This window comes from Providencia rettgeri (assembly GCF_001874625.1).
GTDB classification, from domain to species: Bacteria; Pseudomonadota; Gammaproteobacteria; order Enterobacterales; family Enterobacteriaceae; genus Providencia; species Providencia huashanensis.
The window spans coordinates 4367360-4394049 of sequence record NZ_CP017671.1; the positions used below are offsets into that span (position 1 = coordinate 4367360).

The 26690-nt window shown below is 41.7% G+C and carries 27 protein-coding genes and 1 pseudogene; 20 read left to right on the top strand and 8 right to left on the bottom strand.

The features are described 5' to 3' along the window. The first annotated feature begins 52 nt into the window (after positions 1–52). The 11 genes from phnS (at position 53) to nrdG (ending at position 10668) form a co-directional block, all read left to right on the top strand. A complete protein-coding gene (phnS, locus tag RB151_RS20200) occupies positions 53–1066 on the top strand; it encodes a 2-aminoethylphosphonate ABC transporter substrate-binding protein (RefSeq protein ID WP_042845706.1) in 1014 nt (337 codons plus the stop codon). Positions 1067–1072: 6 nt separating this feature from the next. After that, entirely contained in the window at positions 1073–2182 is a 1110-nt protein-coding gene (gene phnT, locus RB151_RS20205; protein WP_071548685.1) for a 2-aminoethylphosphonate ABC transport system ATP-binding subunit PhnT, read from the top strand. 1 nt (position 2183) lies between these two features. After that, the gene (gene phnU, locus RB151_RS20210) at positions 2184–3044 is read left to right on the top strand and encodes a 2-aminoethylphosphonate ABC transporter permease subunit (RefSeq protein WP_042845711.1); all 861 of its coding nucleotides are present in this window, start codon (positions 2184–2186) and stop codon (positions 3042–3044) included. A 2-nt stretch (positions 3045–3046) separates the two neighbouring features. Beyond that, positions 3047–3844 carry a 2-aminoethylphosphonate ABC transport system, membrane component PhnV gene (gene phnV / locus RB151_RS20215; protein WP_048605876.1) on the top strand — a complete coding sequence of 266 codons (798 nt, stop codon included), beginning with the start codon at positions 3047–3049 and terminating at the stop codon, positions 3842–3844. A gap of 408 nt (positions 3845–4252) precedes the next feature. Further along, positions 4253–4756, top strand: a complete 504-nt coding sequence (locus RB151_RS20220) for a fimbrial protein (protein WP_042845714.1) — start codon at positions 4253–4255, stop codon at positions 4754–4756. Positions 4757–4867: 111 nt separating this feature from the next. After that, the gene (locus tag RB151_RS20225) at positions 4868–5383 is read left to right on the top strand and encodes a fimbrial protein (protein WP_071548686.1); all 516 of its coding nucleotides are present in this window, start codon (positions 4868–4870) and stop codon (positions 5381–5383) included. Positions 5384–5730: 347 nt separating this feature from the next. Continuing rightward, positions 5731–6666 carry an aspartate carbamoyltransferase gene (gene pyrB / locus RB151_RS20230; RefSeq protein ID WP_042845716.1) on the top strand — a complete coding sequence of 312 codons (936 nt, stop codon included), beginning with the start codon at positions 5731–5733 and terminating at the stop codon, positions 6664–6666. 13 nt (positions 6667–6679) lie between these two features. Continuing rightward, complete coding sequence (gene pyrI, locus RB151_RS20235) at positions 6680–7144, top strand: aspartate carbamoyltransferase regulatory subunit (protein ID WP_042845717.1); 465 nt, start codon at positions 6680–6682, stop codon at positions 7142–7144. Positions 7145–7307: 163 nt separating this feature from the next. After that, positions 7308–7694, top strand: coding sequence for a 2-iminobutanoate/2-iminopropanoate deaminase (gene ridA, locus RB151_RS20240; protein ID WP_042845718.1), 387 nt, complete (start codon positions 7308–7310; stop codon positions 7692–7694). Positions 7695–8054: 360 nt separating this feature from the next. Beyond that, complete coding sequence (gene nrdD, locus RB151_RS20245) at positions 8055–10199, top strand: anaerobic ribonucleoside-triphosphate reductase (protein ID WP_410054829.1); 2145 nt, start codon at positions 8055–8057, stop codon at positions 10197–10199. 4 nt (positions 10200–10203) lie between these two features. Further along, positions 10204–10668 carry an anaerobic ribonucleoside-triphosphate reductase-activating protein gene (gene nrdG, locus RB151_RS20250; RefSeq protein WP_042845954.1) on the top strand — a complete coding sequence of 155 codons (465 nt, stop codon included), beginning with the start codon at positions 10204–10206 and terminating at the stop codon, positions 10666–10668. On the opposite strand, the gene RB151_RS20255 is transcribed toward nrdG, so the two are convergent. Then, the gene (locus tag RB151_RS20255) at positions 10665–11102 is read right to left on the bottom strand and encodes a YhbP family protein (protein ID WP_048605889.1); all 438 of its coding nucleotides are present in this window, start codon (positions 11100–11102) and stop codon (positions 10665–10667) included. The genes nrdG and RB151_RS20255 overlap by 4 nt on opposite strands. Positions 11103–11392: 290 nt before the next feature. Next, positions 11393–11644, bottom strand: coding sequence for a DUF1471 domain-containing protein (locus RB151_RS20260; RefSeq protein ID WP_042845722.1), 252 nt, complete (start codon positions 11642–11644; stop codon positions 11393–11395). 284 nt (positions 11645–11928) lie between these two features. Between RB151_RS20260 and RB151_RS20265 the strand changes: the two genes are divergently transcribed. Continuing rightward, entirely contained in the window at positions 11929–12252 is a 324-nt protein-coding gene (locus RB151_RS20265; RefSeq protein WP_071548885.1) for a GIY-YIG nuclease family protein, read from the top strand. Here RB151_RS20265 and RB151_RS20270 read toward each other — a convergent pair. Further along, positions 12225–12728: a GNAT family N-acetyltransferase gene (locus tag RB151_RS20270; RefSeq protein WP_071548688.1), complete on the bottom strand. Its 504-nt coding sequence runs from the start codon at positions 12726–12728 to the stop codon at positions 12225–12227. The two genes, RB151_RS20265 and RB151_RS20270, sit on opposite strands and share 28 nt — an antisense overlap. Continuing rightward, positions 12722–13246 carry a ubiquinone anaerobic biosynthesis accessory factor UbiT gene (gene ubiT / locus RB151_RS20275; protein ID WP_042845726.1) on the bottom strand — a complete coding sequence of 175 codons (525 nt, stop codon included), beginning with the start codon at positions 13244–13246 and terminating at the stop codon, positions 12722–12724. Before ubiT ends, RB151_RS20270 begins: the two co-directional genes overlap by 7 nt. 516 nt (positions 13247–13762) lie before the next feature. On the opposite strand from ubiT, the gene ubiU reads away from it, so the two are divergent. The 4 genes and pseudogenes from ubiU to RB151_RS20295 all read left to right on the top strand — a co-directional run bounded on the left by ubiU (position 13763) and on the right by RB151_RS20295 (position 16597). Beyond that, positions 13763–14758, top strand: a complete 996-nt coding sequence (ubiU, locus tag RB151_RS20280; protein ID WP_042845728.1) for a ubiquinone anaerobic biosynthesis protein UbiU — start codon at positions 13763–13765, stop codon at positions 14756–14758. 17 nt (positions 14759–14775) lie between these two features. Then, entirely contained in the window at positions 14776–15651 is an 876-nt protein-coding gene (locus RB151_RS20285; protein ID WP_071548689.1) for a U32 family peptidase, read from the top strand. 107 nt (positions 15652–15758) lie between these two features. Next, positions 15759–16089: pseudogene (locus RB151_RS20290) on the top strand (type II toxin-antitoxin system PrlF family antitoxin). A gap of 34 nt (positions 16090–16123) precedes the next feature. Further along, the gene (locus RB151_RS20295; protein ID WP_410054830.1) at positions 16124–16597 is read left to right on the top strand and encodes a type II toxin-antitoxin system YhaV family toxin; all 474 of its coding nucleotides are present in this window, start codon (positions 16124–16126) and stop codon (positions 16595–16597) included. Here the strand turns inward: RB151_RS20295 and RB151_RS20300 are convergent. Genes RB151_RS20300 through RB151_RS20310 form a run of 3 tightly spaced genes read right to left on the bottom strand, consistent with a single transcriptional unit; the run spans position 16594 to position 19876 of the window. After that, positions 16594–17748: an ABC transporter permease gene (locus RB151_RS20300; protein WP_042845731.1), complete on the bottom strand. Its 1155-nt coding sequence runs from the start codon at positions 17746–17748 to the stop codon at positions 16594–16596. The genes RB151_RS20295 and RB151_RS20300 overlap by 4 nt on opposite strands. Then, positions 17748–18893 carry an ABC transporter permease gene (locus RB151_RS20305; protein WP_042845732.1) on the bottom strand — a complete coding sequence of 382 codons (1146 nt, stop codon included), beginning with the start codon at positions 18891–18893 and terminating at the stop codon, positions 17748–17750. Before RB151_RS20305 ends, RB151_RS20300 begins: the two co-directional genes overlap by 1 nt. Before the next feature lie 11 nt (positions 18894–18904). After that, positions 18905–19876, bottom strand: coding sequence for an HlyD family secretion protein (locus RB151_RS20310; protein WP_042845733.1), 972 nt, complete (start codon positions 19874–19876; stop codon positions 18905–18907). Positions 19877–21377: 1501 nt separating this feature from the next. Between RB151_RS20310 and RB151_RS20315 the strand changes: the two genes are divergently transcribed. The 4 genes from RB151_RS20315 to RB151_RS24485 all read left to right on the top strand — a co-directional run bounded on the left by RB151_RS20315 (position 21378) and on the right by RB151_RS24485 (position 24456). After that, positions 21378–23063, top strand: coding sequence for a sensor histidine kinase (locus RB151_RS20315; RefSeq protein ID WP_071548886.1), 1686 nt, complete (start codon positions 21378–21380; stop codon positions 23061–23063). A gap of 18 nt (positions 23064–23081) precedes the next feature. Further along, entirely contained in the window at positions 23082–23798 is a 717-nt protein-coding gene (btsR, locus tag RB151_RS20320; RefSeq protein ID WP_042845734.1) for a two-component system response regulator BtsR, read from the top strand. Positions 23799–23957: 159 nt separating this feature from the next. Further along, positions 23958–24227 (top strand): hypothetical protein, encoded by a 270-nt coding sequence (locus RB151_RS20325; RefSeq protein ID WP_071548690.1) that lies wholly within the window; start codon positions 23958–23960, stop codon positions 24225–24227. 97 nt (positions 24228–24324) lie between these two features. Then, a complete protein-coding gene (locus RB151_RS24485) occupies positions 24325–24456 on the top strand; it encodes a hypothetical protein (protein WP_257786023.1) in 132 nt (43 codons plus the stop codon). 209 nt (positions 24457–24665) lie between these two features. On the opposite strand, the gene RB151_RS20330 is transcribed toward RB151_RS24485, so the two are convergent. Next, positions 24666–26591 carry a DEAD/DEAH family ATP-dependent RNA helicase gene (locus RB151_RS20330; protein WP_071548691.1) on the bottom strand — a complete coding sequence of 642 codons (1926 nt, stop codon included), beginning with the start codon at positions 26589–26591 and terminating at the stop codon, positions 24666–24668. Positions 26592–26690: the final 99 nt, after the last annotated feature.

Sequence of the window (26690 nt, forward strand, 5' to 3'; positions counted from 1 at the left end):
TAAAAGAATCTGGTATATACCAGAGTGCATTTTACCTTAACAGGAGAAGACAATGAAACAAACTCACTTAGCCTGCCTATTGATGGCAACCTTTTGTTCAACAGCAGTATTTGCCGATAATGTTGTCACGGTTTACTCAGCTGATGGCCTACATGACGGTAATAATAGTTGGTATAAAAACCAATTTGCAGCTTTCACCAAACAAACAGGCATCAAAGTGCAATATGTTGAAAGTGGCTCTGGTGCAATAGTTGAACGCTTAGCGAAAGAACGTACCAACCCACAAGCCGATGTGCTAATCACTGTTCCTCCGTTTATCCAACGCGCCGCTAAAACTCAACTGTTAGCAAAATTTACTCCAGAGGCTGCGGCCAGTATTCCAACTTCAAATCACTATTACACGCCATTGGTCAATAATTATTTAACCTTTATCTATAATGCTAAGTTACTAAAATCACCACCAGAAAATTGGGCTTCTCTTCTCGACCCACGTTTTAAAAATAAGCTGCAATACTCTACGCCAGGGCAAGCCGGTGACGGTACGGCTGTCATGCTGCAAGTTTTTCATAGTTTTAATGGCAAAGATGCAGGGTTTGATTACCTCGGTAAATTACAAGCTAATAACGTAGGCCCATCCGCCTCTACCGGTAAACTGACCGCACTAGTTAACAAAGGTGAGCTTTATATTGCCAATGGCGATTTACAAATGAATTTATCCCAAATGGCGCGCAACCCAAATGTACAAATTTTCTGGCCAAAAGATGATAATGGGGAGCGTAGTGCGCTCGTTTTGCCTTATGTTGTTGGCCTAGTACAAAACGGGCCTGAAACAGAAAATGGCAAAAAATTAATTAACTTTTTGTTAGATAAACAATCACAAAGCCGTGTGAGTGAGTTGTCATGGGGAATGCCTGTTCGTTCCGATATCACGCCTTCCGATGAACAATACCGTACAGCTGTGAAAATGCTTGAAGGTGTTAAAACATGGCAACCAAATTGGGATGAAGTCGAAGTTTCACTTTCCAGCGATATTTCACGTTGGCAAAAAGTCACTGATGGTGAGTAATTTGTGATGCTAATGAAACGTAAACTCACTGCCGCAATGCAGCAAACAGAACACTCAGGGATCACACTAGAGTCCTTGCGTGTTTCCTATCATAACAATGTCGTGCTTAAGCCGTTAAGCCTAACCATTGACCCCGGAGAAATATTAGTACTAATTGGCCCATCAGGGTCAGGAAAAACCACTGTATTGCGTGCTATTGCAGGGTTTGCTCAACCCGATAGTGGAAGGATATTATTAGGTGATACCGATATCACTCATCTCCCTCCCTATCAACGCGGGCTTGGGATGGTGGTACAAAACTATGCACTCTTTCCTCATATGAAGGTGGAGGATAACGTAGCGTTTGGATTACGCGCCCAGAAACAACCTAAAGTCTTGATCAATGAACGGGTCACCGAGGCTTTGAAGATTGTTGGGATGACAGATTATGCGACTCGCTACCCTCATCAATTATCGGGAGGGCAACAACAGCGGGTGGCGATTGCTAGAGCGATTGCGGTACGTCCTCGCGTTTTATTACTCGATGAACCTCTCTCTGCGCTTGATGCACAGATTCGCCATAATATGGTAGAAGAAATTGCACGCTTACACCGTGAACTACCTGAATTAACTATTCTTTATGTCACCCACGACCAAACAGAAGCCCTCGCCCTAGGCGACAAAATTGGTATCATGAAGGAGGGCTATCTCGTCGCCCATGGTGAAAAGAATGCCTTATATCACCGCCCACCAAACCGTTTTTCCGCTGAGTTTTTAGGCCGTGCCAATATTTTAAATGCTACCGCCCTCGGTTTTTCAGCCAACCCAGCAATTGTCAATGTGAGCTGTAGTGGTACATTGCTGGAAGCTTATACCCCCGGTATGCGAGCAAGCACACACAAATGGGTATGCATCCGCCCACAACATATTACGCTAACGCCAAGAAACGAAACGAGCAATCAATTGCAGGCTGTTTTACGATCAATTCGCTGGCAGGGGGACTTGACTCATTTAGTCTGTAATGTTGCGGGCGAAACAGTCAGTGTTGCGGTAACGCACTTAGCTTCACAGCCCAAAGTAGGCGATAAACTCACCTTATGGTTTTCGCCTACTGATACCGTATTGATTGAGGAATGACATGTCATATATCAGTGTGCCAAAACGGTCAAGTATCTCTCTAAAACCCATTTATTGGATAATACCGCCATTGCTGGTGTTAGCCACACTCTTTTTCTATCCGTTATTGTTAATCGCCCAACAAGCACTACAAAATGAAACTGGTGTCTGGGGGCTAGATGCACTCTGGCAACTAATTGAATCTAAACGTTTCATTAATGGTCTATGGAACACCCTGCAAATCGCGTTTTTTGCTACCTTAGGCTGCCTTATCGTAGGGAGCATACTTTCCCTGATATTAGTGTTTATCCCCTTTCCTGGTAGCCGTTTTATTACCCAAGTTATTGATACATTTATTGCATTACCCACCTTTTTGATTACTCTCGCGTTTACTTTTATTTATGGTTCCGCTGGGCTACTAAATGGCACGTTAATGGCATTATTTGATTTCGAACTACCGCCAGTTGATTTCCTATATTCTATCAATGGGGTCATTTTAGCCGAGATCACCGTATTCACGCCGTTAATTATGCGCCCATTGATGGCTGCTCTACGGCAAATAGATAAAAGCCAATTAGAAGCTGCGAGTATTTTAGGTGCGCACCCCGCTCGTGTTATTGCTCAAGTGATTTTTCCAGCCGCACTTCCCGCCTTACTTGCTGGCGGCAGTCTTTGCTTACTATTAACCACCAATGAGTTTGGGATCGTTTTATTTATCGGCGCAAAAGGCGTGAATACCTTACCTATGATGGTGTACAGCAAAGCCATACTAGAGTCTGATTATGCGGTTGCCTGTATGATTGCTTTAGTAAACATCTTACTTTCTCTCGGGTTATTTTTTCTCTATAGAATGGCTACAACTCGCCTCGGAGTAAGGAATTAACTATGTTGATTTGGTCTAAACAAGGTCGAGCCGTCGCAACCTTGATTGCTATTAGCTTGTTTTCATTATTATTTTTGCTACCGTTAGTGATGATTTTAATGTCGAGTTTCAGCCAGCAATGGAATGGTATCTTGCCTTCAGGGTTTACATTTGAGCATTTTGTCAATGCATTCAGTGGCCCAGCTTGGGATGCTATTCTTTCTAGTTTAATTATTGGGTTTTGTGCCAGCCTATTTGCCCTATTTTGTGGGCTTTGGGCCGCATTGGCGCTCAGACGACAGAGCGGGAAATGGCAAAAATTACTCGGTATCGCATTTTACTTACCAAGCGCAATACCTTCAGTCTCTATTGGTCTTGGTATCCTTGTTGCATTTAGCCAAGGATATCTACAAATGAACGGGACATTTTGGATTGTATTCAGTGCCCACTTTGTATTAATTTCAGCTTTCACATTTAGCAATGTTTCTACTGGGCTAACCCGCATTTCCCCTGATATTGAAAATGTCGCCTTTAGTTTAGGTGCTTCACCTTGGTATCGACTATGTCACGTCACTCTACCACTCTTGATGCCTTGGATGATCTCAGCATTAGCATTAAGCCTGTCCCTATCTTTAGGGGAGTTAGGCGCAACGATGATGTTATATCCCCCCGGTTGGGCCACCCTGCCCGTCTCAATTTTTAGCTTAACCGACCGTGGTAATATCGCAGATGGCTCAGCACTGACCATTGTACTGGTCGCCATCACCTTATTATTAATGTTCAAGCTAGAAAAAATAGCGACTAAGTTAAGTCAAAAATAAGAGCAACCCCCAATAAAAGCTCGCAATGAGCTTTTATTCATTTTTCAATATTTTGATATTACCAAAATTATAATTATATATTCAGTTCATCATTTAAATTAACATTAATAACAAATTCATTAACATTAAAATGGTTATTAACTAAAAAATACAAATGCAATATTAAATATAATACTTAAGTAAACAAACATAGTTATTAAAGTATAAATTATTTATATCAAAATATTACCTAAGCATTTACTCTTAAAATAATTAAACACATAAACCACTACAGTTTAAAAAGAGTCTTTTAATGGGATTTATTTTTTAAAACAAAATTAAATGTTTATTTAAATATCGTCTATTTAATATTTTTAATAACTTCATTAAAATAAAATACTTCTCAAAATCAATAAAAGGATTTTTATTATGCACTTGCTAAAAAAAAGTGGTTTAGCGCTATTACTGTGTGTTTCTTTACCTGCGTTATCAGCTGTTCAAAATATGCCAATTAATATTAAAGGCACCTTCTCAAATGTCACCCAACCTTGTAATGATGCAAAGCTTGAAAACAGAACAGATTTTGGTGCGATCAATACACTAGAAAAAGTCGGTGATGAAACTGCATTCCATAGTTCTGGCTATTTAAGCTTCACATGCCAATTCCCTGCTAATGCTAAACTCACTTTTGTCGCAAATAACGCACCAAATTCACCTGAAACATTTAAAACATCAAGTGATGCATTCGGTGTAAAATTAAAATATAACAATATTATAGTTAAACCTGGTCAAAGTGATGACTTTAAAGTGGTAAAAGGTGGGAACAGTATTTCATTTTCTACCAGCCTAACCCGTTTAACCGCTAATGGTCCCAATGACTTTGGTAATCATACCTTTGACATTACGGCTAACTTAGCAATTACCTATCAGTAATATTTATTACTCCTCTATATGATTGTGGCTGGGTTAATTCATTACTCAGCCACGTAATAATAATTTATATGAAAATAGATAAAATGCATGATTTATCATTTGAGAAACATTATGAATTCCGTTATTTTTTTTAAAGTTTTCATCTCTTTTGGGCTACTCCTTAGCGCTATTTCTATTTCACAAGCGGCAACGCAAAATGTACCTATCCATATTAATGGCTCATTTTCAATGACACCCACTATATGTCATATTTCTGACAACACAGTCGCAAGCCATCGCTCATTATCTGTTAGCCATAGTAATCGTATAGGCGAAGAAACCGCACCACATAAAATCGCACTCAATATTGACTGTAATGCTACCGTCAACGCGAAGCTATCGTTTAACGCAGCACCGGCCGCCAATTCAAATACACTATTTCAAACTTCAAGTCATGCGTTTGGTGTGAAATTAAGTTGGCAAGGAGCACCTATTCTCCCGAATAAAAGCGTTGATATTACGATGATAAAAAATCAAAAAAGTTATTATATCGATGCCACTATAATCAGGGTTGCGCCTAATGGTACCGGCGACTACGGTGAGCACTCATTTAACATTGCAGGGAACTTAGCGGTAGATTACCCGTAATACAAAAACAATAACTACAATCAGTAACTCCACCCTCATCTCGCTGATTTTTCCGCTTTTATTCAGTAGGCGAGTTTTCGCTCTAAATGCAAAAATTAAAAAAATTTATTTTTCTTTATGCAAACGCTTGCGTCAAAGAATGAGATGCGTATAATGCGCCACAATTTGCCGGGAGAAACTATGAACGCTGCTGCTGTATTTTTTACAGAGAACACCTCCAACACACTGCCTTCAGGCGGTTTGGACAGCCTGTTTTTCCCCTTCGTATTTCCAAGAAAGCCCCTCAATTGAGGGGCTTTTTTTTGGCCTATAGACCTAACATGTCTTGCTGACACAGGAGAACAACAATGCCGAACCCTTTATACCAACGCGATATCATTTCAATTAATGATTTAGATCGTTCAGACCTTGAACTCGTACTCAACGTCGCCGCTTCACTGAAAAAACAGCCACAACCTGAACTTCTAAAACATAAAGTCATCGCAAGTTGTTTTTTTGAGGCTTCAACGCGGACACGTTTATCATTTGAAACCGCTATTCACCGCTTAGGCGCTTCGGTTGTTGGTTTTTCTGACAGTACCAATACATCATTAGGCAAGAAAGGCGAAACGCTGGCAGATACCATTTCGGTGATTAGCCAATATGTTGATGCAATTGTAATGCGCCACCCACAGGAAGGGGCATCTCGACTAGCCAGCCAGTTTGCAGGGCATATCCCTGTCATCAATGCAGGGGATGGCTCGAATCAACATCCTACTCAAACCTTACTCGACCTGTTCACTATTCAAGAAACACAAGGTAGGTTAGAAAATCTACAAGTCGCCATGGTTGGTGACCTCAAATATGGCAGAACAGTGCATTCTCTGACCCAAGCGTTATCAAAATTTGAAGGCAACCACTTCTATTTTATTGCACCTGAAGCTCTGTCTATGCCAAATCATATTTTGCATATATTAGAAGAGAAAGGCGCAACTTATAGCCTGCATAATAATATTGATGAGGTCATGCCAGAGCTCGATATTCTGTACATGACACGCGTACAAAAAGAGCGTCTGGACCCATCAGAATACGCCAATGTTAAAGCCCAATTTATTCTTCATGCTGCTGATTTACATTGTGCGAAACCGAACTTAAAAGTATTACACCCTCTGCCACGAATCGATGAGATCACTGTCGATGTCGATAGCACACCTTACGCTTACTATTTCCAACAAGCTGGCAATGGGATTTATGCACGACAAGCATTGTTATCACTGGTTTTAAATAAAGAATTAGCTATCTGAGGAGGAAATCACCATGACACACGACCATAAATTACAAGTTGAAGCGATCAGCCACGGCACCGTTATCGACCATATTCCTGCTCAAATTGGTTTCAAGCTCCTGAAATTATTTAAACTGACAAAAACCGATGAGCGTATCACTATTGGCTTAAACCTGCCTTCTAGCAATCTGGGCAAAAAAGATATTATTAAAATTGAAAATACCTTTTTAACTCCAGAACAAGCTAACCAATTAGCAATGTATGCCCCTGAAGCCACTGTCAATCGTATTGAAGACTACCAAGTGGTGGAAAAATTAGAACTCACCTTGCCTGACTATATCGATAACGTACTGATTTGCCCAAACAGTAACTGTATTAGCCATAATGAGCCGGTATCCAGCAGTTTTCGTGTGAAAAAAATCGACAAAGAAGTGGCTCTGACTTGCCAGTTTTGCGAAAAAGAATTCGATAGAGACGCTGTGATCAATAACCAATAGGATATTTCAGCGTAGACTGCGGTGTTGTTCAGGCGTGATCCATGTTTATAATAGCGCCTGATGACCCATACAGTTATACTCAAATTATATTCAAATCCGCACATATAGCCGCAGGTTGAAATAACATGAGTATCTTCTCTTTACGTGATGAAACGGAGTAATTATGTCATTCGAAATCAATACAGAAAATGCACCAGCAGCGATCGGTCCTTACGTTCAAGGCGTAGATTTGGGCAGTATAGTGATGACATCAGGCCAAATTCCTGTTGACCCTAAAACAGGTGAAGTCCCGGAAGATATTGCCGCACAAACACGTCAATCCCTAGCTAACGTCAAAGCTATTTTAGAAAAAGCGGGCTTAAGTGCAGCTAATATCGTGAAAACAACGGTGTTTGTAAAAGATTTAAATGACTTTGCGACAGTGAATGCCACCTATGAAGAATTTTTCAAACAACACAATGCGCCATTCCCTGCTCGTTCTTGCGTCGAGGTAGCCCGCCTACCTAAAGATGTCAAAATTGAAATCGAAGCTATTGCTGTTCGTAAGTAACCGCTAATTTGCTTTAAACACCCCATCATCTTTATATGGGGTGTTATTTTGATAATACCGATACAGCTTATCCTTTCTTAAGTCTAGCGAACAAAACTATAATTTAAGTTAAATTAGCACTCCCTGATGATAAGTATTTATTTTTAACTTCCCCGCTTTTGATATTCATACAATTAATTTTTTTCCTTGTTTTGGATCAAACTTATTGCTGCTAAAAAAAAGCAATATCCTACATATTGTGCTTTAATTATATCAATTGGCACAATATGTAGTATTTATTCACATTTTATCCACAGAAGAGTCGTAATAATCAAGATCAAAAATACTTTGATTAACGCTGTGGATAACTTAGCAAGGAGAATGACAGTGGGAACGGTTGTGATTAAAAGAGATGGTTGTCAGGTCAACTTTGACCTTCCACGAATTCAGGAAGCCGTTAAACGTGCTGCTGCCGCAGTAAATGTTAAGGATGACGATTACTGTCTTCAAGTTGCAACTATAGTTAAAGAGCAACTTTGCAGCCGAAACCAAGTGGATATTGCCGAGATCCAAGACGCCGTAGAAAACCAATTGATGGCTGGGCCGTATAAGGACTTAGCACGCGCTTATATTGAATATCGCCACGATAGGGACAGCGAACGCGAAAAACGTAGCCAGCTGACTCATGATATTCGAGGCCTTATAGAACAAAGCAACGTCTCGTTACTCAATGAAAACGCAAATAAAGACAGTAAGGTCATCCCAACTCAGCGTGATTTACTCGCAGGGATCGTCGCAAAGCACTATGCTAAACAACATATTTTACCTCGTGATGTCGTGATTGCCCATGAAAAAGGCGAAATCCACTATCACGACCTCGACTATGCCCCTTTCTTTCCAATGTTTAACTGTATGTTAATTGACCTTGAAGGCATGTTAACTAACGGCTTTAAAATGGGAAATGCCGAAATAGAACCCCCGAAATCTATTTCTACCGCAACAGCAGTAACAGCACAAATCATTGCACAAGTTGCGAGTCATATTTATGGCGGTACAACAATTAACCGTATTGACGAAATTTTAGCGCCATATGTCGCAATCAGCTACGAAAAACACCTAAAAGTCGCCAAAGAATGGGGAATTGCAGACGCAGAAGGCTATGCCCAAAGCCGTACCGATAAAGAATGTTATGACGCCTTCCAATCATTAGAATATGAAGTTAACACACTACACACCGCGAATGGCCAAACCCCATTTGTCACCTTTGGTTTTGGTCTTGGCACATCAAAAGAAGCCCGATTAATTCAGCAATCTATCCTCAGAAATCGTATTGCAGGGTTAGGTAAAAACCGTAAAACAGCCGTTTTCCCTAAACTCGTATTTGCGATTAAAGATGGCTTAAATCATAAGCTAAGTGACCCTAATTACGATATCAAACAACTCGCTTTAGAATGCGCCAGTAAGCGCATGTACCCCGACATTCTTAATTACGATCGTGTTGTTGATGTCACTGGCTCATTTAAAACACCAATGGGTTGTCGCAGTTTTCTGGGTATATATGAAGAAAATGGGCAACAAATTCATGATGGACGCAACAATTTAGGGGTTATCAGCCTCAACTTGCCTCGTATTGCTATCGAAGCACAAGGCAGTGAAGATGCATTTTGGGCATTACTGGATGAACGCCTCGCTATCGCGAAAAAAGCCTTAATGACTCGTATTGCCCGCTTAGAAACAGTGAAAGCCCGCGTTGCCCCAATCCTCTATATGGAAGGTGCTTGTGGTGTAAGGTTAAAAGCTGATGATAATATTGCTGAAATATTTAAGCATGGACGAGCATCAATTTCCTTAGGTTACATTGGGTTACATGAAACAATCAATGCACTCTTTGGTTCAGAAACGCATGTGTATGACAGCGAAAAACTGCGCGAAAAAGCAGTGGCTATCGTCAACCGCTTACGCCAAGCTACTGATGAATGGAAAGTTCAAACAGGCTACGGTTTCAGCTTATACAGCACACCAAGTGAAAACCTGTGTGACCGTTTTTGCCGTATCGACACCGCTGAATTTGGGGTTATTGCTGGTGTCACAGATAAAGGCTACTACACCAACAGCTTCCACTTAGATGTTGAAAAACAAGTCAACCCATACGACAAAATTGACTTTGAAGCCCCTTACCCTGCTCTCGCGAATGGCGGTTTTATCTGTTACGGCGAATACCCGAACTTACAACATAATGTTAGGGCGCTGGAAGATGTGTGGGACTATAGCTATCAGCACGTCCCTTATTATGGAACCAACACACCAATAGATGAATGCTATGAATGCGGCTTCTCTGGTGAGTTTTCCTGTACCAGTAAAGGGTTTACTTGCCCTGCTTGCGGAAACCATGACACCAACCGAGTTTCTGTTATTCGCCGAGTTTGCGGTTATTTAGGTAGCCCAGATGCTAGGCCCTTCAATGCAGGGAAACAAGAAGAGGTGAAACGTCGTATTAAGCATCTAGGTAATGGTCAATTAGGTTAATATGATGAATTACCACCAATATTACCCCGTTGATGTTGTTAATGGTCCAGGTACCCGCTGTACACTGTTTGTTTCTGGCTGTGTGCATCAGTGCCGCGGTTGCTATAACCAAAGCACATGGCGGGTGGATTCCGGCGTACCATTCACCCAAGAAATGGAAGATCAAATCATTCAAGATTTGCAAGACACGCGTATTCGTCGGCAGGGCTTGTCCCTGTCCGGTGGAGACCCGCTACATCCCGCCAATTTGCCAGCGATACTCAAGCTAGTGAAGCGAGTAAAAACAGTCTGCCCAGATAAAGACATTTGGGTATGGACGGGATACAAATTGAATGAGCTTACCCTTGAGCAACAAAAGGTGGTCAGTTTTGTGAATACCTTGATTGACGGTAAGTTTGAGCAAAATTTGCACGACCCACGTTTAATTTGGCGTGGCAGCGCAAATCAGGTGATCCACCATTTGCGCTAAGCTTCTCGGGTCCAATGTAATTTTGTACCAAATCCCAATTTATTATCCACCATTTTGACATTGTCTAAGTGAAGCTGCCAAATAGGCAGTTTCGCTGTCAATGCCACAGGAAAACGACGGCAGTACTCTGTTCTAGCTAGTTGTTCTGGTTTACTTTCCAACCTTGCTATTTTGCCGATAAATTGAATACCTTGTATCTGATTGACCGTTTTCGATTGTGTCGAAATCGTCCCAGCGACTTGTGGGTTAGCTACCATCAATTGTCCATGCTTCGAACTGGCATCAGTCATTAAAATCAACGACATAGTTTTCGCATCAAATGCATAATAACAACTGGCAGGCCAGATATCATTGTGATGATGAGCAAATAAGGAAAAAACGTGTTGGCGGGCGATATAGCGCTGGATGTGTTGTAAGGTTTGTTCAGGGGTCATAGCGGTTTCCATATAAACCCGTTCAGAACAAGCTCTTGGAGATAACCCCGTGAGCTTGCTTAAAATGTTCTGAACGTAGGCGTAAATTCGCTATTACTATAGCCTAACTAATTAGAAAATGGTTCTAATTAACTTGGCTTTTTAGGCTATCTCACCTAAGTCTTTACTCTAAATAATTCAAGTTGTAGCTAGGCGGCAAGTAAACGAGGCGCTAGAGGCATACATAAGTATGTGACTAGTGCGAATAAACACGGCCAACAACGCTACGGCTCGAAGTATGACGAGTAAATTTATTTATAGATAGCTGCTGTACCACTCATTGAATTCTCACCGCCAGCAGAAATGACACGGAATGAGGTCGCACCAGCTTCATCAGCTTTTTTGGCTAATTGTGCGGTAAGGTCATTTACGCTCACAGCACCTGTTACAGATACATAACCTGCAGCCGGTTGGCTAGAATGTTGAACTTCATCAGCTGCCATTGAACCAAATGAAACAGCACCTAAAGCTAAAGCAGCAGCGAATAATGTTGATTTTTTCATGGTATGTTCCTTTTAACAAACTTGATTTTTAGTTGGGATTTTTACTGTCCCTCTGTGATATGGATCATATTATGCGCTTTAACTCAGAATGAAAATTAGCTAATTTTGCTATAGTTATTCAAATTATTTGAATCAAAACCTAACTTGAGGTTACGGATTTGTGACAGTTTTATATCATTTTTCATTTAAAATTTAATATGTTATAAACATCTTTCTTAACGAATATATTCGTTGTTAACCTATTGTTTTATCTCAACACGCCAGCACAAAATGATAAAAAACACATCAAAAAAAGCGAAGATCAGCAAAGTAATTGGTATCTTTACTTAGTAAGAGAGAAAAATAATGCCTTGTATTGTGGTATCACGACAGATGTGCAACGCCGTTTTGAACAACATAAAGCGGGTACAGGCGCAAAAGCATTGAAAGGGAAAACGCCACTTATATTAGCTTTCTCGTGTTTTGTCGGTTCACGATCAACTGCCTCACAAGTGGAGTATCAAATTAAGAAGTTGAATAAAAAGGTAAAAGAAAGGCTGGTCATTGACCAGCCTGATAATCTCATTGATTACTTAGCTAACTATAAATTACTGAAGTGTGAAGAATAAGTCACTAGGCCTTGATGAGCCCCTATTTCGCCATTTTCGAGCCCACATATCAGGAAATGGGGTTGTTGTTCAGGCCATTGGCAATTCACTCCTTGTTTTGAGGCTGGTTCAAAACCAAAACGTGAATAGTAACGCTCATCCCCTAAAACGACGACAGCACCATAACCAAATTCATTCAGGCTATCTAACCCTTCATAAACCAATTTTTCACCAACGCCTTGGCCTTGGTGAGCTTTACTAACCGCTAAAGGAGCTAACCCAACCCATTGTACGTCTTCACCATTGACATCAACAGGTGTAAAGCCTACATAACCAATGACTTCGCCGTTGTCATTGGTCGCAACAACACCAAGCGTTAATAAGCCGTCTTCTCGCAAGTGCTGAACAAGGTTAGCTTCCGCTTCTGTTGGAAAAGTTTCACGCAATAGCTTATCAATTCCCATTGCATCGACTGGGATTTCAACTCGAATTAACATGAAGTTAACGCAGGCGATTTGTGCTCTACGTCCTCGCTATCATGAACCGTTTTAATCACCTCAGCCAATTGCAGTAAAGCAAAACGCAGCGGAGCCGGCATATTTTCCAATTCAAAAGCATCCATTAAGTTTTTAACGTATAAACCTAATTCGGTGTCCCCTTCAATCACCAAGCGACGTTGGAAAAATAAAGTATCGGGATCTTCTTTACGTGCTGCTATCAAAATAAGGTCGTTTGCATTACCACTAACGCTGACATCAGCTTGTGCGTTCTGTTTAACGGCTAATTGGCCATCTTGCAAACTGATAAACCACACCAATGATAAGTCACGAACTTCAACTTTTAGCCATTTATCCTCGAGAAAATCGAGTTCCCCTTCTTTGACTGACTCACGAAATTGCCAACTTAGTAGCTGTTCAAGCACATGGCGTTGCACAGCAAATGGGGTCACTTTTAAAGGTAATTTCAAAAATGAAGGACCTTTTGTGATGAGTTGAGAACGAATTTTACCTAGCACAGTACTGACTCCCGTCTTAATTGTCTGCCCGTTTTCGGGTAACTACTCAACAACAGTAGCAGCTCGAATTATTTAGGGTAACATATTGTATATTCAATTAGTTAAACAAAATATTTGTAGTTAATAACCCCAATTACTGAGATCATCAATACACTATTTAGCTCACGATGAGTTATCTTGCCAAAAAAACACCTTATTGGTCTGATCCTATATCAATTTTTGCCCATGTCACCCATATTTATTTTTAACAAAATGGATAGTTTCTATTGGTGGCTTTTACCACAAATCATGATCAATAAATAACCAAAAATGACTTAATATCCAGATTTATGAAACGGGTCTCATTTTATTCTTTAGTGCCCTAACTCACAAAAAAGTCACTCACTAATTCAGTCACCCACAGCCTTAATTAACGAATACTGATATCCATTAACAATTTCTCTGCTCTAAATCAAAATCTATAACAGTTCCCTTGACTAGAATGTCCGTTGTTAAATTTTATACAGGGATAGGCCAATGGAATTACTCTGCCCAGCAGGGAATTTGCCTGCGTTGAAAGCCGCTGTCGATAACGGCGCAGATGCTGTTTATATTGGGTTAAAAAACGATACCAATGCGCGCCACTTCGCAGGGCTCAATTTCACTGAAAAAAAGCTGCATGAAGCAGAGCGCTACATTCATAACCATAATCGCAAATTGCATATTGCGATTAACACATTTGCACACCCTACCGGTTATGAACGTTGGCAAAACTCCGTCGATCTTGCTGCGGATTTAGGGGCTGATGCGTTAATCTTAGCCGATATCGCGATGTTAGAGTATGCAGCAAACAAGTACCCGCATATCGAAAGACACGTATCGGTTCAGGCTTCAGCCACCAATACAGAAGCGATCCGCTTCTATCAGCGAAACTTTCAAGTACATCGTGTTGTCCTTCCACGCGTTTTATCTATTCATCAAGTAAAACAACTCGCTAGAAATAGCCCTGTGCCGCTTGAAGTGTTTGCTTTTGGTAGTTTATGCATCATGGCTGAAGGCCGTTGTTATTTATCTTCCTACTTAACGGGCGAATCACCAAACACCGTAGGCGCTTGCTCACCAGCTCGTTTTGTTCGTTGGCAGCAAACAGAAAATGGTATGGAGTCTCGCCTGAATGACGTCTTAATCGACCGCTACCAAGAACATGAAAATGCAGGCTACCCTACTTTGTGTAAGGGGCGTTACCTTGTCGATGGTCAAAAATACCACGTCCTAGAAGAACCAACTAGCCTCAACACGATTGAACTGTTACCAGAACTCATGGCCGCTAGTATTGCTTCAGTTAAGATTGAAGGCCGCCAGCGCAGCCCTGCTTATGTCACGGAGGTAACACGGATTTGGCGCCAAGCGATTGACCGTTACAAAGCCAACCCTGATAACTTCACCACCGACCCTAAATGGCTAAAAGTATTAGGTGGGCTTTCAGAAGGCAGCCAGACGACTTTGGGTGCTTATCATCGCAAGTGGCAGTAATTGAAAAGGTAAATATTATGCAGTACTCATTAGGATCGGTTCTTTATTACTGGCCAAAACACACATTAAGTGAATTTTATCAGTGCGCAATCGAAAGTGAAGCCGATATTATCTACCTTGGAGAAACGGTTTGCAGTAAGCGCCGAGAAATGAAACCCAATGATTGGATAGAGCTCGCCCAACAACTGGCCAAGAGCGGCAAACAAATTGTTCTGAGTACCCTTGCCCTTCTTCAAGCCCCTTCCGAACTTAAAGAAATCAGCAAGTTAGTTGATAATGGTGAGTTTCTCGTTGAAGCCCATGATTTTGGTGTGGTCAACATGTTAGTCGAAAAAAACCTTCCTTTTGTCGCTGGGCACGGGTTAAATTGCTATAACGCACAAACTTTAAATATTTTATTACGCCAAGGTATGACGCGCTGGTGTATGCCTGTAGAGCTATCTCGTGATTGGCTAATTAATTTGCTCAATCAATGTGATGATATTGGTATCCACGGTAAATTTGAGGTGGAAGTGATGAGCTACGGTCATTTACCTCTGGCCTACTCTGCCCGCTGTTTTACGGCTCGTTCAGAAAATCGGCAAAAAGACGAATGTGAGACTTGCTGTATTAACTACCCCCAAGGGCGCAAGGTTCTTTCTCAAGAACAGCAGCAAGTATTTACCTTAAATGGTATTCAAACACTCAGTGGCGCTTGCTATAACCTCGGCAATGACCTGTATTCAATGCATGACCTTGTGGATATTGTGCGCATTTCACCTGAAGGCATTGAGACCCTTGAGGTAATCAAGCAGTTTAAAGCCAATGAAAATGGGGAGATCCCGTTGAATATTATCAACCAAAATTGCAATGGTTACTGGCGACAAATTGCAGGGTTGTCGATGGTGCCTTAAGCCTATTACCCACCTCATAACCGCCTATCCTCAGTGTAATGCAAATGCATTGCACAATGCATTTGCATTACACTGAGGATAGACTGGAAATTTTTGAAGTAAATAAAATGATTGATATAAACCCAAGCACTGTTTCTTTACGTGCAAAATCCCGCCTTACCGAACGCAGTCAAACAACTATCCCTGCGGCCATACATGATGCTTTACACTTACAACCTAGTGAAATAATTGAATATTCGCTATTAGCAGATGGTAATGTCATTATTTCTAGGCAAACAAACGCCCATGAGGACCCTATAGTTTCTCAATTTCCTAGAAAAAGATATGAAAGAAAATCCACGATACATTTATCCTGTGCCTGTAGCATTATGGAATAAGATCAATGAGCTTACTGCGGATATCGACATTGATTTAGATGCACCACTTACTGATAGTTAATCATGGAGTCACAGGGAATGTTAGAAATTAACGGATGGAAAATTTTTTTCACTCATGTTTCTTAGAACAGTTAGTTGCATTAGTCAGTACAGTACAAACCTTAAAAAAATCTGCCCCAATAGGCTATAAAAAGAAAGCTCCCACAAAATTACTCGCTACAATTAATAAAGTGATAACAGAACGAATTGCAGTCAACCCACTTGACCCAATTTTTTACCAAGGTAATACCTTAGGAACGAAACACAAACATTGGTTTCGGGCTAAATTTTTACAGCAGTTCCGTTTATTCTTTCGTTGCAGTGAAAAAGATAAAATCATCATTATTAGTTGGGTAAATGATTTCAGTACATTACGTTCATATAGTTCCAAAAATGATGCCTATCAAGTATTTGCCTCAATGCTAAGCCCTCCTGATGACTGGGAAACCTTAAGCCAAGAAGCAAAAATGGCAACAAAAGCCGTTGTTCCTAACTCAGCCATAGGTTTCCTACTCAAAAATAACGATTAATGCCGATGCCTACGCCAACGGTTAAACATATAGCTAATATGGCGTAACTCTCCATCTCTTAGCATGCCAATAAACACACCAATAACCGTATAAATTACACCAAGTGTTAGCATCATAACGATATCCATCAACACCTCACTAAACGGCAATCCCATTTGGTTAAGGCCTGCCATGGCGTTTGTGGCCCATGTTGATGGCAATGCTGAAGCAATCATACGTACCCAATCTGGCATCGCTTGTAATGGCCAAATAGTGCCTGACATATAAAACACTGGCGTAGTGATAAACGCTAACGTTAAATAGATCATTTCAACACTGCGCAAGCATTCTGTTACCAACTTGCCTAGGCCAATAACCGCTAATAGGAACGGGAAGGTAAATATCCAAATTAAGTACAGCGGTGCTTCTTGCCGGAAGCCCAATACCCATGGCCAAAGTGCAAAAAAGACCGTAGATAAAAACAACCAAATGGGTATTAACGCAGATAATGCTCCCAAATAAACGGCTAAAGGCGGTTTACCTTTCGGTGTTGAACGGATCGCAATACTGACGCGCACACAAGCGATCAACAAGGAGTGCTGTAACAACATCACCAATAAACCTGGGAAAACAATGGCCGCAAAGCTGACTCCCGGGTTATACAACGGCTCAGTTTCACTGCGGACTGGGGTAATGATAACTTTGGCTTGTTCTTTGCTATAACCTGCTTTTGTTAGTAATTGCGTATTATAAGCGTTTAAAAGAGTTTGATATGCTTTTGAAAGCTCTTGTTGAATTTGGCCGCTAGCGAGGCGGTTAGTCGCATCACCATAGACAGGGACAGTAATGCTTTTACCACTTAGTAAATGCTGCTGAAAATCAGTTGGAATGATAATTATCGCAAATAATTTTCTAGCAATCATATCCTGACGAGCCTGCGCAAGGTTATCATAACCATGCAATTGTACTTTTGGCGTCGCGTCTAAATCACGGATTAGTTCGCGGCTAGCAGTGCTATGGTCCATATCGATCACGGCAACAGGCAAATCCCATAAAACAGGTTTTGCATAGACCAAACTCATCACGCACAATGAGACTAAAAGTAGTAGCCACATCGGCTTTTCTAACATACCCAGTAGCACTTTACGGAAAGTCGCAAAATAGACCGCCATTAAACTTCCCCTCCTTGAGTTGCAAGCCGCTTAACCAAGCGTTTACGAACTAAAAAGGCAATTACGACAGGGTAAATTAATAAAAACAAACAAACTTCTACAATTCGACCAAACGAAATTTCCCGTAAGAAAATATCGAACATTGCATTAAGTGTATGCGTAAGGGGTTCAATATTAGAAATAATTCGCGCGGGTAAAATCATCGATAATTCAGGCACAGCCATTCCTGAGAACGCTAAAGCGATACTCACTAGCATCCCTATTAAGCTATAAGCCATAATAGCACTAGAGGTAAAGCTAAATAGTAATACCCCAATACTTTGTGCCGCTATCACATAAAAGAAGCCTACCACCAGCATATACAATGGGTTACCCACCACTTTAGCATCAAAAATGGTCACGAGTGCAGCAAGTTCAATTGCCAACAATGTCGTGAAAAATAACGTATACGGGGCCATCTTCCCTAATAGGGCAGTAGCGAAAGGTTTAACGCTTTGTAAAGTGCTCCCTCGCGACATAGTATAAATAGTCGCAGTGACGACAAACAGCTGTAACATATGAATAGTCGCAGCAAACTGCTGGTAATAAATATAACTACCACTCGGATTGAACAAGCTGTCATAAGAAAGTGTCACTTGCGCCAACGGCGGTAGTGCTTTTCCCATCGACCTCGCCAGTTCTTGGCGATACTTTGCATTTAGCTCCGCAACTAAGCCGCTAAAGTCTTGAATTGCATAACTTCCCGATGCGTAAAATAAAGCGTTGTAGTACATACGCAGTTCAGGTTGGCGCCCTCTTAACACATCCTCTTCAAAATCATGGGGGATGTACAGTAATGCATAATCTTTTGAGCTGCCTAATCTTTTTAAGGATGTATTCAGATTGTCATCGATAGTTTTTACATCTGCGTGAGGGCCTGAATTCAAGTCGCGAATAATTTGCCGAGATACTGGACTATGGTTGTCATCTACCACTGACACAGGCAAATCCATCAGCGTTCCTTCTGAAAAGTTAGAACTCACCAACGTAAACAACATCAATGGAAACAACCAGCTCAACCAGTGAAAAACAGGGCTACGGATAGCCATTTTAGTTTCACGGCTAAAAGCATGCTCGAAGCCTTGCCAAGCGAACTTTAATTTCATGGCAACACCTTTTACTTATCCCAGTGCCATAGCACACTCATACCGGGCCGCAACCCATCAATTGGCTCTAATGGATATAAACGAATTTCAAACGTTTTTAAATCAAAGTCACCAGTTGCACGGGTTGCACGCTTTGTTGCGTAATCACCTTTTGGTGCAATATAACGAACCTCAGCCTCAATCACCTTATTGCCTAATGCGGGCACATCAAGTTGAACTTTATCGCCTTTTTTCACATTGACTAAAATATCTTCTCTCAAGTTATAAATGAAATAAGCCTGAGGTAAGCGAATTAATGAAATTAACGGGCTGCCTGCATTGAATAGTTCACCTATTTCTGCTGGGATAGGGCCGACTTCACCATCAACAGGCGCTCTGACTTGTAGGTCATCAACCTGTACTTGTAGCTCTGTAAGTTTTTGTTCTGCTTGATTCAGAGCTGCTTCGTATTGTTTTCGTAACTCAACACGATCCCCATTCTGCCCCTCTTCTAACCGAGCTTTTGCACCTTGTACTTGAGAATATGCAACATCTTTAGCTTTACGGGCATTATCAAGTTCATTTGCTGAAACATACCCTTTGCTTTTTAAATTACTCAAACGCGCATATTCGCGAGAAGCATTTTGATATTGTGAGTTTGCTTGCGCTAATGTGGCTTTAAGGTCCCGAATAGTCTCTGCTCGGGTCCCGTTAATCGATTGTTCGAGCTGAGCTTTTGCTTGGTCCCTTGCCGCTTTTGAGGCTTCGTATTGCGCTTGCAACTCAGGGCTTTCTAATGTTAATAAAAGCTGCCCTTGTTTGACATCGTCCCCACGCTCGACATGGCGTTCAACCACTCGCCCCTTCGCTTTTGAGGTGACAATAACTTCAGGTGCATCCACTTCTCCCTGCAACAATAAATATTGATTATGGGAATGAAAAAGTGCAGCTGCTGCTATTAAAATGAGCATCAGCAAAATCAGTACTATTGTTCTTTTTTTCATTATTTATGTGAACCTTAAATAATAACGGGGGAAACTATCATCCCTAGAGTATGACAAGAAAATTAAATACAGCGTTAATAAATTCGTGCGCAAGATCACGAAAAGGTAGGGCATTGTCTAATATTGAATCGATTTTTTTCTTATGTCAAATAATGATGAATGTCCTTTACTCAAATGTCGATTACTTAACCAATGACTTACGGTATAATCACTCGCCAAATAAAGACTAAAAATAGACGCTAAAGTGAATAACTCCCGCAATGCAAAATATAACGAGCCATGTTCTAAATAGTTCACATTGTGGATAGGCGACAAGAGAAGACATCTTGGGGAGCGTACATCAGTATATGACCCAAAGAGCTGAACGTAGTCAATACCCCATAACGTGCACATGACGAGCCATGTTCTAAATAGTTCACATTGTGGATAGGCGACAAGAGAAGATATCTTGGGGAGCGTACATCAGTATATGACCCAAAGAGCTGAACGTAGTCAACCTCCCATAACGTGCACATGACGAGCCATGCTCTAAATAGTTCACATTGTGGATAGGCGACAAGAGAAGACATCTTGGGGAGCATACATCAGTATATGACCCAAAGAGCTGAACGTAGTCAACCTCCCATAACGTGCACATGACGAGCCATGCTCTAAATAATTCGCATTGTGGGTAGGCGACAAGGAAACGAGCCCCTAGGAGCATACAGTAGTATGTGACTAGGGTGAGATGACAAAGTCAACACCCCATAACGTGCACATAACGAGCCATGCTCTAAATAATTCGCATTGTGGGTAGGCGACGAAGAAACGAGACCCTAGGAGCATACAGTAGTATGTGACTAGGGTGAGATGACAAAGTCAACACCCCATAACGTGCACATGACGAGCCATGCTCTAAATAGTTCGCATTGTGGGTAGGCGACGAGGAAACGAGACCCTAGGAGCATACAGTAGTATGTGACTAGGGTGAGATGACAAAGTCAACACCCCATAACGTGCACATGACGAGCCATGCTCTAAATAGTTCACATTGTGGATAGGCGACGAAGAAACGAGACCCTAGGAGCACACAGTAGTATGTGACTAGGGTGAGATGACAAAGTCAACATCCCATAACGTGCACATGACGAGCCATGCTCTAAATAATTCGCATTGTGGGTAGGCCGACGAAGAAACGAGACCCTAGGAGCATACAGTAGTATGTGACTAGGGTGAGATGACAAAGTCAACACCCCATAACGTGCACATGACGAGCCATGCTCTAAATAGTTCGCATTGTGGGTAGGCGACGAGGAAACGAGGCCCTAGGAGCATACAGTAGTATGTGACTAGGGTGAGATGACAAAGTCAACACCCCATAACGTGCACATGACGAGCCATGCTCTAAATAGTTCGCATTGTGGGTAGGCGACGAGGAAACGAGACCCTAGGAGCATACAGTAGTATGTGACTAGGGCGAGATGACAAAGTCAACACCCCCACAATGTGAAATATGACGAGCATGTACGAATTTGATTTAATATTACTCCTACTCCAGCAAATGTGCGTCTACCTTGTTATCGCATGGGCGCTCAGCCGCACCCCACTCGTCATTCCCTTATTGAAAGTCACTATCCGCTTACCCCACAAGGTGATGTGCTACCTGATTTTTTCCGTATTTTGTATTATCGGGACATATTTTGGCTTACATATCAATGATTCCATTGCCAATACTCGGGCAATTGGTGCGGTATTAGGTGGGCTACTTGGCGGCCCTGCCGTCGGGTTTGCCGTTGGTTTTACTGGCGGAATACACCGTTATTCATTAGGAGGGATGAGTGCATTTGCTTGCATGGTTTCGACCATTGTCGAGGGGCTCATTGGTGGCTTAGTCCATCGTTACTATATGAAACGTGGCGAAATTAATAAAATTTTTAACCCAGTTACTGCCAGTTGTGCGACTTTTGTAGCTGAAGTCCTACAAATGCTGATTATTCTATTACTTGCGCGCCCTTTCGATGAAGCCCTTGAGCTGGTGAGAAGTATTGTTGCACCGATGTTAGTCGCTAACACCATTGGTGCAGCCATGTTTATTCGTATTTTACTTGACCGACGCGCAATTGTTGAAAAATACACCACCGCTTTTTCCGCACAGGCCCTTAAAATTGCCTTAACGACCGAAGGTATTCTACGTAAAGGCTTTAATGCGGATAACAGCATGAAAGTTGCCAAAATTATTTACCAAGAACTGGAAATTGGAGCTGTTGCCATTACCGATCGCGAAAAAATACTCGCCTTTATTGGTATTGGGGCAGACCACCACCGACCTGGAACACCAATCTCATCGACACAATCAAGACAAGCCATTGATAATAATGAGGTTGTCTATGCCGATGGGAATGAAACACCGTATAAATGTTCCCTCAGCCCAACTTGTAAACTTGGCTCGGCACTCGTCATTCCCCTACGAGGCGAAAATGACCGAGTGATTGGGACCATAAAACTCTATGAAGCCAAAAATAGCCTATTTAGCTCAATCAACCGTACATTAGGTGAAGGGATTGCCAGCTTGTTTTCAGCTCAAATTTTGGCAGGGCAATACGAACGCAATAAACAATCGCTGCTACAATCGGAAGTAAAATTGCTCCATGCCCAAGTAAACCCTCATTTTTTATTTAATGTACTCAACACGTTGCAGGCCGTGATCCGCAAAGACAGCCAACAAGCGGGGCAATTAGTGCAATATATTTCGACCTTTTTCCGTAATAACTTAAAACGTCCGGAACAAAATGCCACTTTGGGAGAAGAAATTGAACATATCAATGCTTACTTACAAATAGAAAAAGCTCGTTTTCAAGAAAACTTACAGATTTACATCGACATTCCAGAGGAAGTTAAACATGTTGAACTCCCTGCATTTACCTTACAACCTCTTGTTGAAAACGCAATTAAACACGGCACCTCACAGTTATTAGAGACGGGATATATTACAATACGTAGTTATATCGGTAGCGAACACGTCTATATTGAAATTGAAGACAACGCAGGGCTCTACCAATCTACGAAGCAAAGTGATGGCTTAGGGATGGGCTTGGTCGATAAACGTTTGCGTTTAAAATATGGCGAACAATACGGCATTAGCGTAGAGCATGAGTCAGAAAAATTCACACGAATGAAAATCCGCCTACCGTATTTGGCGGCACCATAATAATGATAATGTAACCCTATGAATGTATTAATTGTTGATGATGAACCACTTGCGCGGGAAAACGTCCGTTGCCTCCTCGAAGAACACGATGATATTGAAATCATTGGCGAATGTGCCAATGCGATAGAAGCTATTGGGATAATCCATAAAAAAAAGCCTGATGTGGTCTTTCTCGATATCCAAATGCCGCGCCTAACTGGCCTTGAAATGGTGCGCATGTTAGATCCTGAAGACCGCCCCTATATTGTCTTTCTAACCGCTTTTAATGAATTTGCTATTCAGGCTTTTGAAGAACATGCTTTTGATTATTTATTAAAACCCCTTGAACCAGAAAGATTGGAGAAAACATTAAGCCGGCTCCGTCAAGGTAAACAAAAACAAAACCTTGAGCTACTGGGTAATAATGAACCACTTAAATTTATTCCGTGTACTGGTCATAGCCGTATTTATTTGATGAAACTCGATGAAGTATTGTATGCAACTTCTCGTTTGAGTGGCGTCTACGTCATGAGTACACAAGGGCAAGAAGGCTTTACTGAACTCACATTACGCACCTTAGAAACTCGTACACCGCTAGTGCGCTGCCATCGCCAATACTTAGTCAATATGACCCAATTAAATGAAATTTTATTTGGCGATAGTGGGCAAGCCGAGTTAGTACTTAGCTCTGGCGAACGCATCCCCGTTAGCCGCCGTTACCTCAAACCACTAAAAGAGGCATTGGGTTTAGTCTAAATGGCTCTTCGACTTCTCACACATGCACTTGGTGTATAAATTAATAATAAATTTGTACATCAAAACAATTTTTCTATAAACAGAAACATAAGTTCAAAAAACACACAATACGTTATTCTGTATTCCGTGTTGTGTGTTCACCATTTATAGGAACAAAATATATCTAATACAATGTCGCAAAAAGCAGCACGTGAAGGCCTTGGTAACCCTGAGCTCTTTAAGGGGGGCGTTTTTGTAACAAAAAATGGGCAGTCTGAGCTTTTTATTCAAACTAGTGTGGAACGTGAAATAGAGCTAAAAGAAAGAGAAAGAGAGCGCCAAGCAAATGCACTGCTAAAATTGGTGATGGCAGCAAAAGATGATGTTAAAAATAAAAGAACCTTATCACCAGAAGAAGCGCTAGAAAAATTACGTGCAGCAAGAAAATAATGAAAGGAAATTGTGATGGAACAACCATATACGGTCACCCTCGCAGAAACTGCATTATGGTCACTACAGGATGTAGAATCGTTCAAAAATCAATTTTATGAGTAGTATTCAAGCTGCAGCGTTTGTTGATGAGTTACTTCTATCATCCGTAAAAGCAATATCAGAAGATCCTAAACCTTATCGCCCAAATCAAATGTTAGCCAATAATGGTCTACTTATTCGAGAGTGAATCGATATAACTAGCCAATATCGCTGTTTATATGAATTTGATAAGCAAACAAATAACGTCGTTATCCTACTTTTTATTAGCACAGCACAAGATTTAGAAAAAACGCTTTATCGCCACTATATACTTAAATAAAAATGACTAATAAAAAAACCCGCACTTCAAAGTACGGGTTTCGTTTTATTGGGATTAAACTCCCCAAAACCTAGCTATTACGCGTTATGGCTGCTGCTACGACGACGAGGTACCGCATTAGTGCCATCTTGGCGAGGTGCTGCATTGCCACGGTTACCACCGCCACGGCGTTCACCACCACCGTTGCTACGACGCTCACCACCACGGTCATTGCGACGACCTGCACCGAAACCTCCCTCGCTACCACCTTCACGACGAGGACCACCACGACGCTCACCACCGCCACGACGCTCAAACGGTTGTGCATCACCAATCAGTTGCATTTGCATTGGTTTATTTAATACACGTGCACGGCTTAAGTGAGTTAACACTTCGCTTGGCATACCTTTTGGTAACTCGATGGTTGAGTGAGTACCAAACAGTTTGATATTACCAATATAACGGCTACTGATGTCCGCTTCGTTAGCAATCGCACCAACAATATGACGAACTTCCACACCGTCATCGCGACCAACTTCGATACGATACATTTCCATATCGCCAACATCACGGCGCTCACGACGACCGCCACGCTCCCCACGCTCTGCACGGTCAAAACCATTACCATTGCTATTGCGGTCACGACGGTCACCACGGCGATCATCACGGTCGTTGAATTCACGACGCGGACGACGAGGTGCATCTGGTGGTAGGATCAGGGCGCGTTCGCCTTGAGCCATTTTCAGTAACGCTGCTGCTAGAGTTTCCATATCAACATCTTCTGATGGAGACATTTTCGCTAACAGTGAACGATATTGGTCTAAATCGCTGCTTTCTAATTGTTGCTGGATTTTTTCAGCAAATTTTTCCTGACGACGTTGACTTAACAAATCTGCATTTGGCAGTTCAACTTCAGGAATAGTCAGTTTCATCGTACGTTCAACGTTACGTAACAGGCGACGCTCACGGTTCTCAACGAACAGTAAGGCACGGCCCGCACGACCTGCACGGCCAGTACGACCAATACGGTGAACATAAGACTCAGCATCCATAGGGATATCATAGTTAACGACTAAGCTAATACGCTCAACGTCTAAACCACGAGCTGCCACGTCAGTCGCAATCAAGATATCTAAACGACCATCTTTCAGGCGCTCTAATGTCTGCTCACGCAGAGCTTGGTTCATGTCACCATTCAGCGCTGCGCTGTTATAGCCGTTACGCTCTAATGCTTCTGCGACTTCTAATGTTGCATTTTTAGTACGGACGAAAATAATCGCCGCATCAAAATCTTCTGCTTCTAAGAAACGAACCAACGCTTCATTTTTACGCATACCGTAAACAGTCCAGTAGCTTTGAGCAATGTCAGGACGTGTGGTAATGCTTGCCTGAATACGAATCTCTTTAGGTTCTTTCATAAAGCGACGCGTAATACGGCGAATTGGCTCAGGCATTGTCGCAGAGAACAATGCGGTTTGGTGCTCTGCTGGAATTTGGCCCATGATGTTTTCAACATCTTCAATAAAGCCCATTCGTAGCATTTCATCAGCTTCGTCTAAGACTAAGCCTTTTAATTTAGAAAGATCTAAAGTACCACGCTTCAGATGGTCAAGAAGACGGCCAGGTGTACCCACAACGATTTGTGGACCTTGGCGTAACGCGCGCAATTGCACGTCATAACGTTGTCCACCGTATAGAGCAACGACGTTAACGCGGCTCATATGTTTAGAGAAATCGCTCATCGCTTCAGCTACCTGAACAGCCAACTCACGAGTTGGTGCCAGAACTAAAATTTGCGGAGCTTTTAAATCTGGGTCAATGTTTTGCAGTAATGGCAAACTAAATGCAGCGGTTTTACCACTACCGGTTTGTGCCATACCTAATACATCGTTACCATCCATTAACAATGGAATACATTGTTGCTGGATTGGTGATGGTTTTTCGTATCCCAGGTCGTTCAGTGCTGTCAAAATAGATGCTGATAAACCTAAATCAGCAAAAGAAATATCGGTCTCAGTAGTCATGTAAAGGTGCCTCATACATAATGGCAGCCAGTTTACATAACCATGCGAAAATCATTTCGGTCATTTTCATTTAAAATGTGAACTGGCTCAAATTGTGTT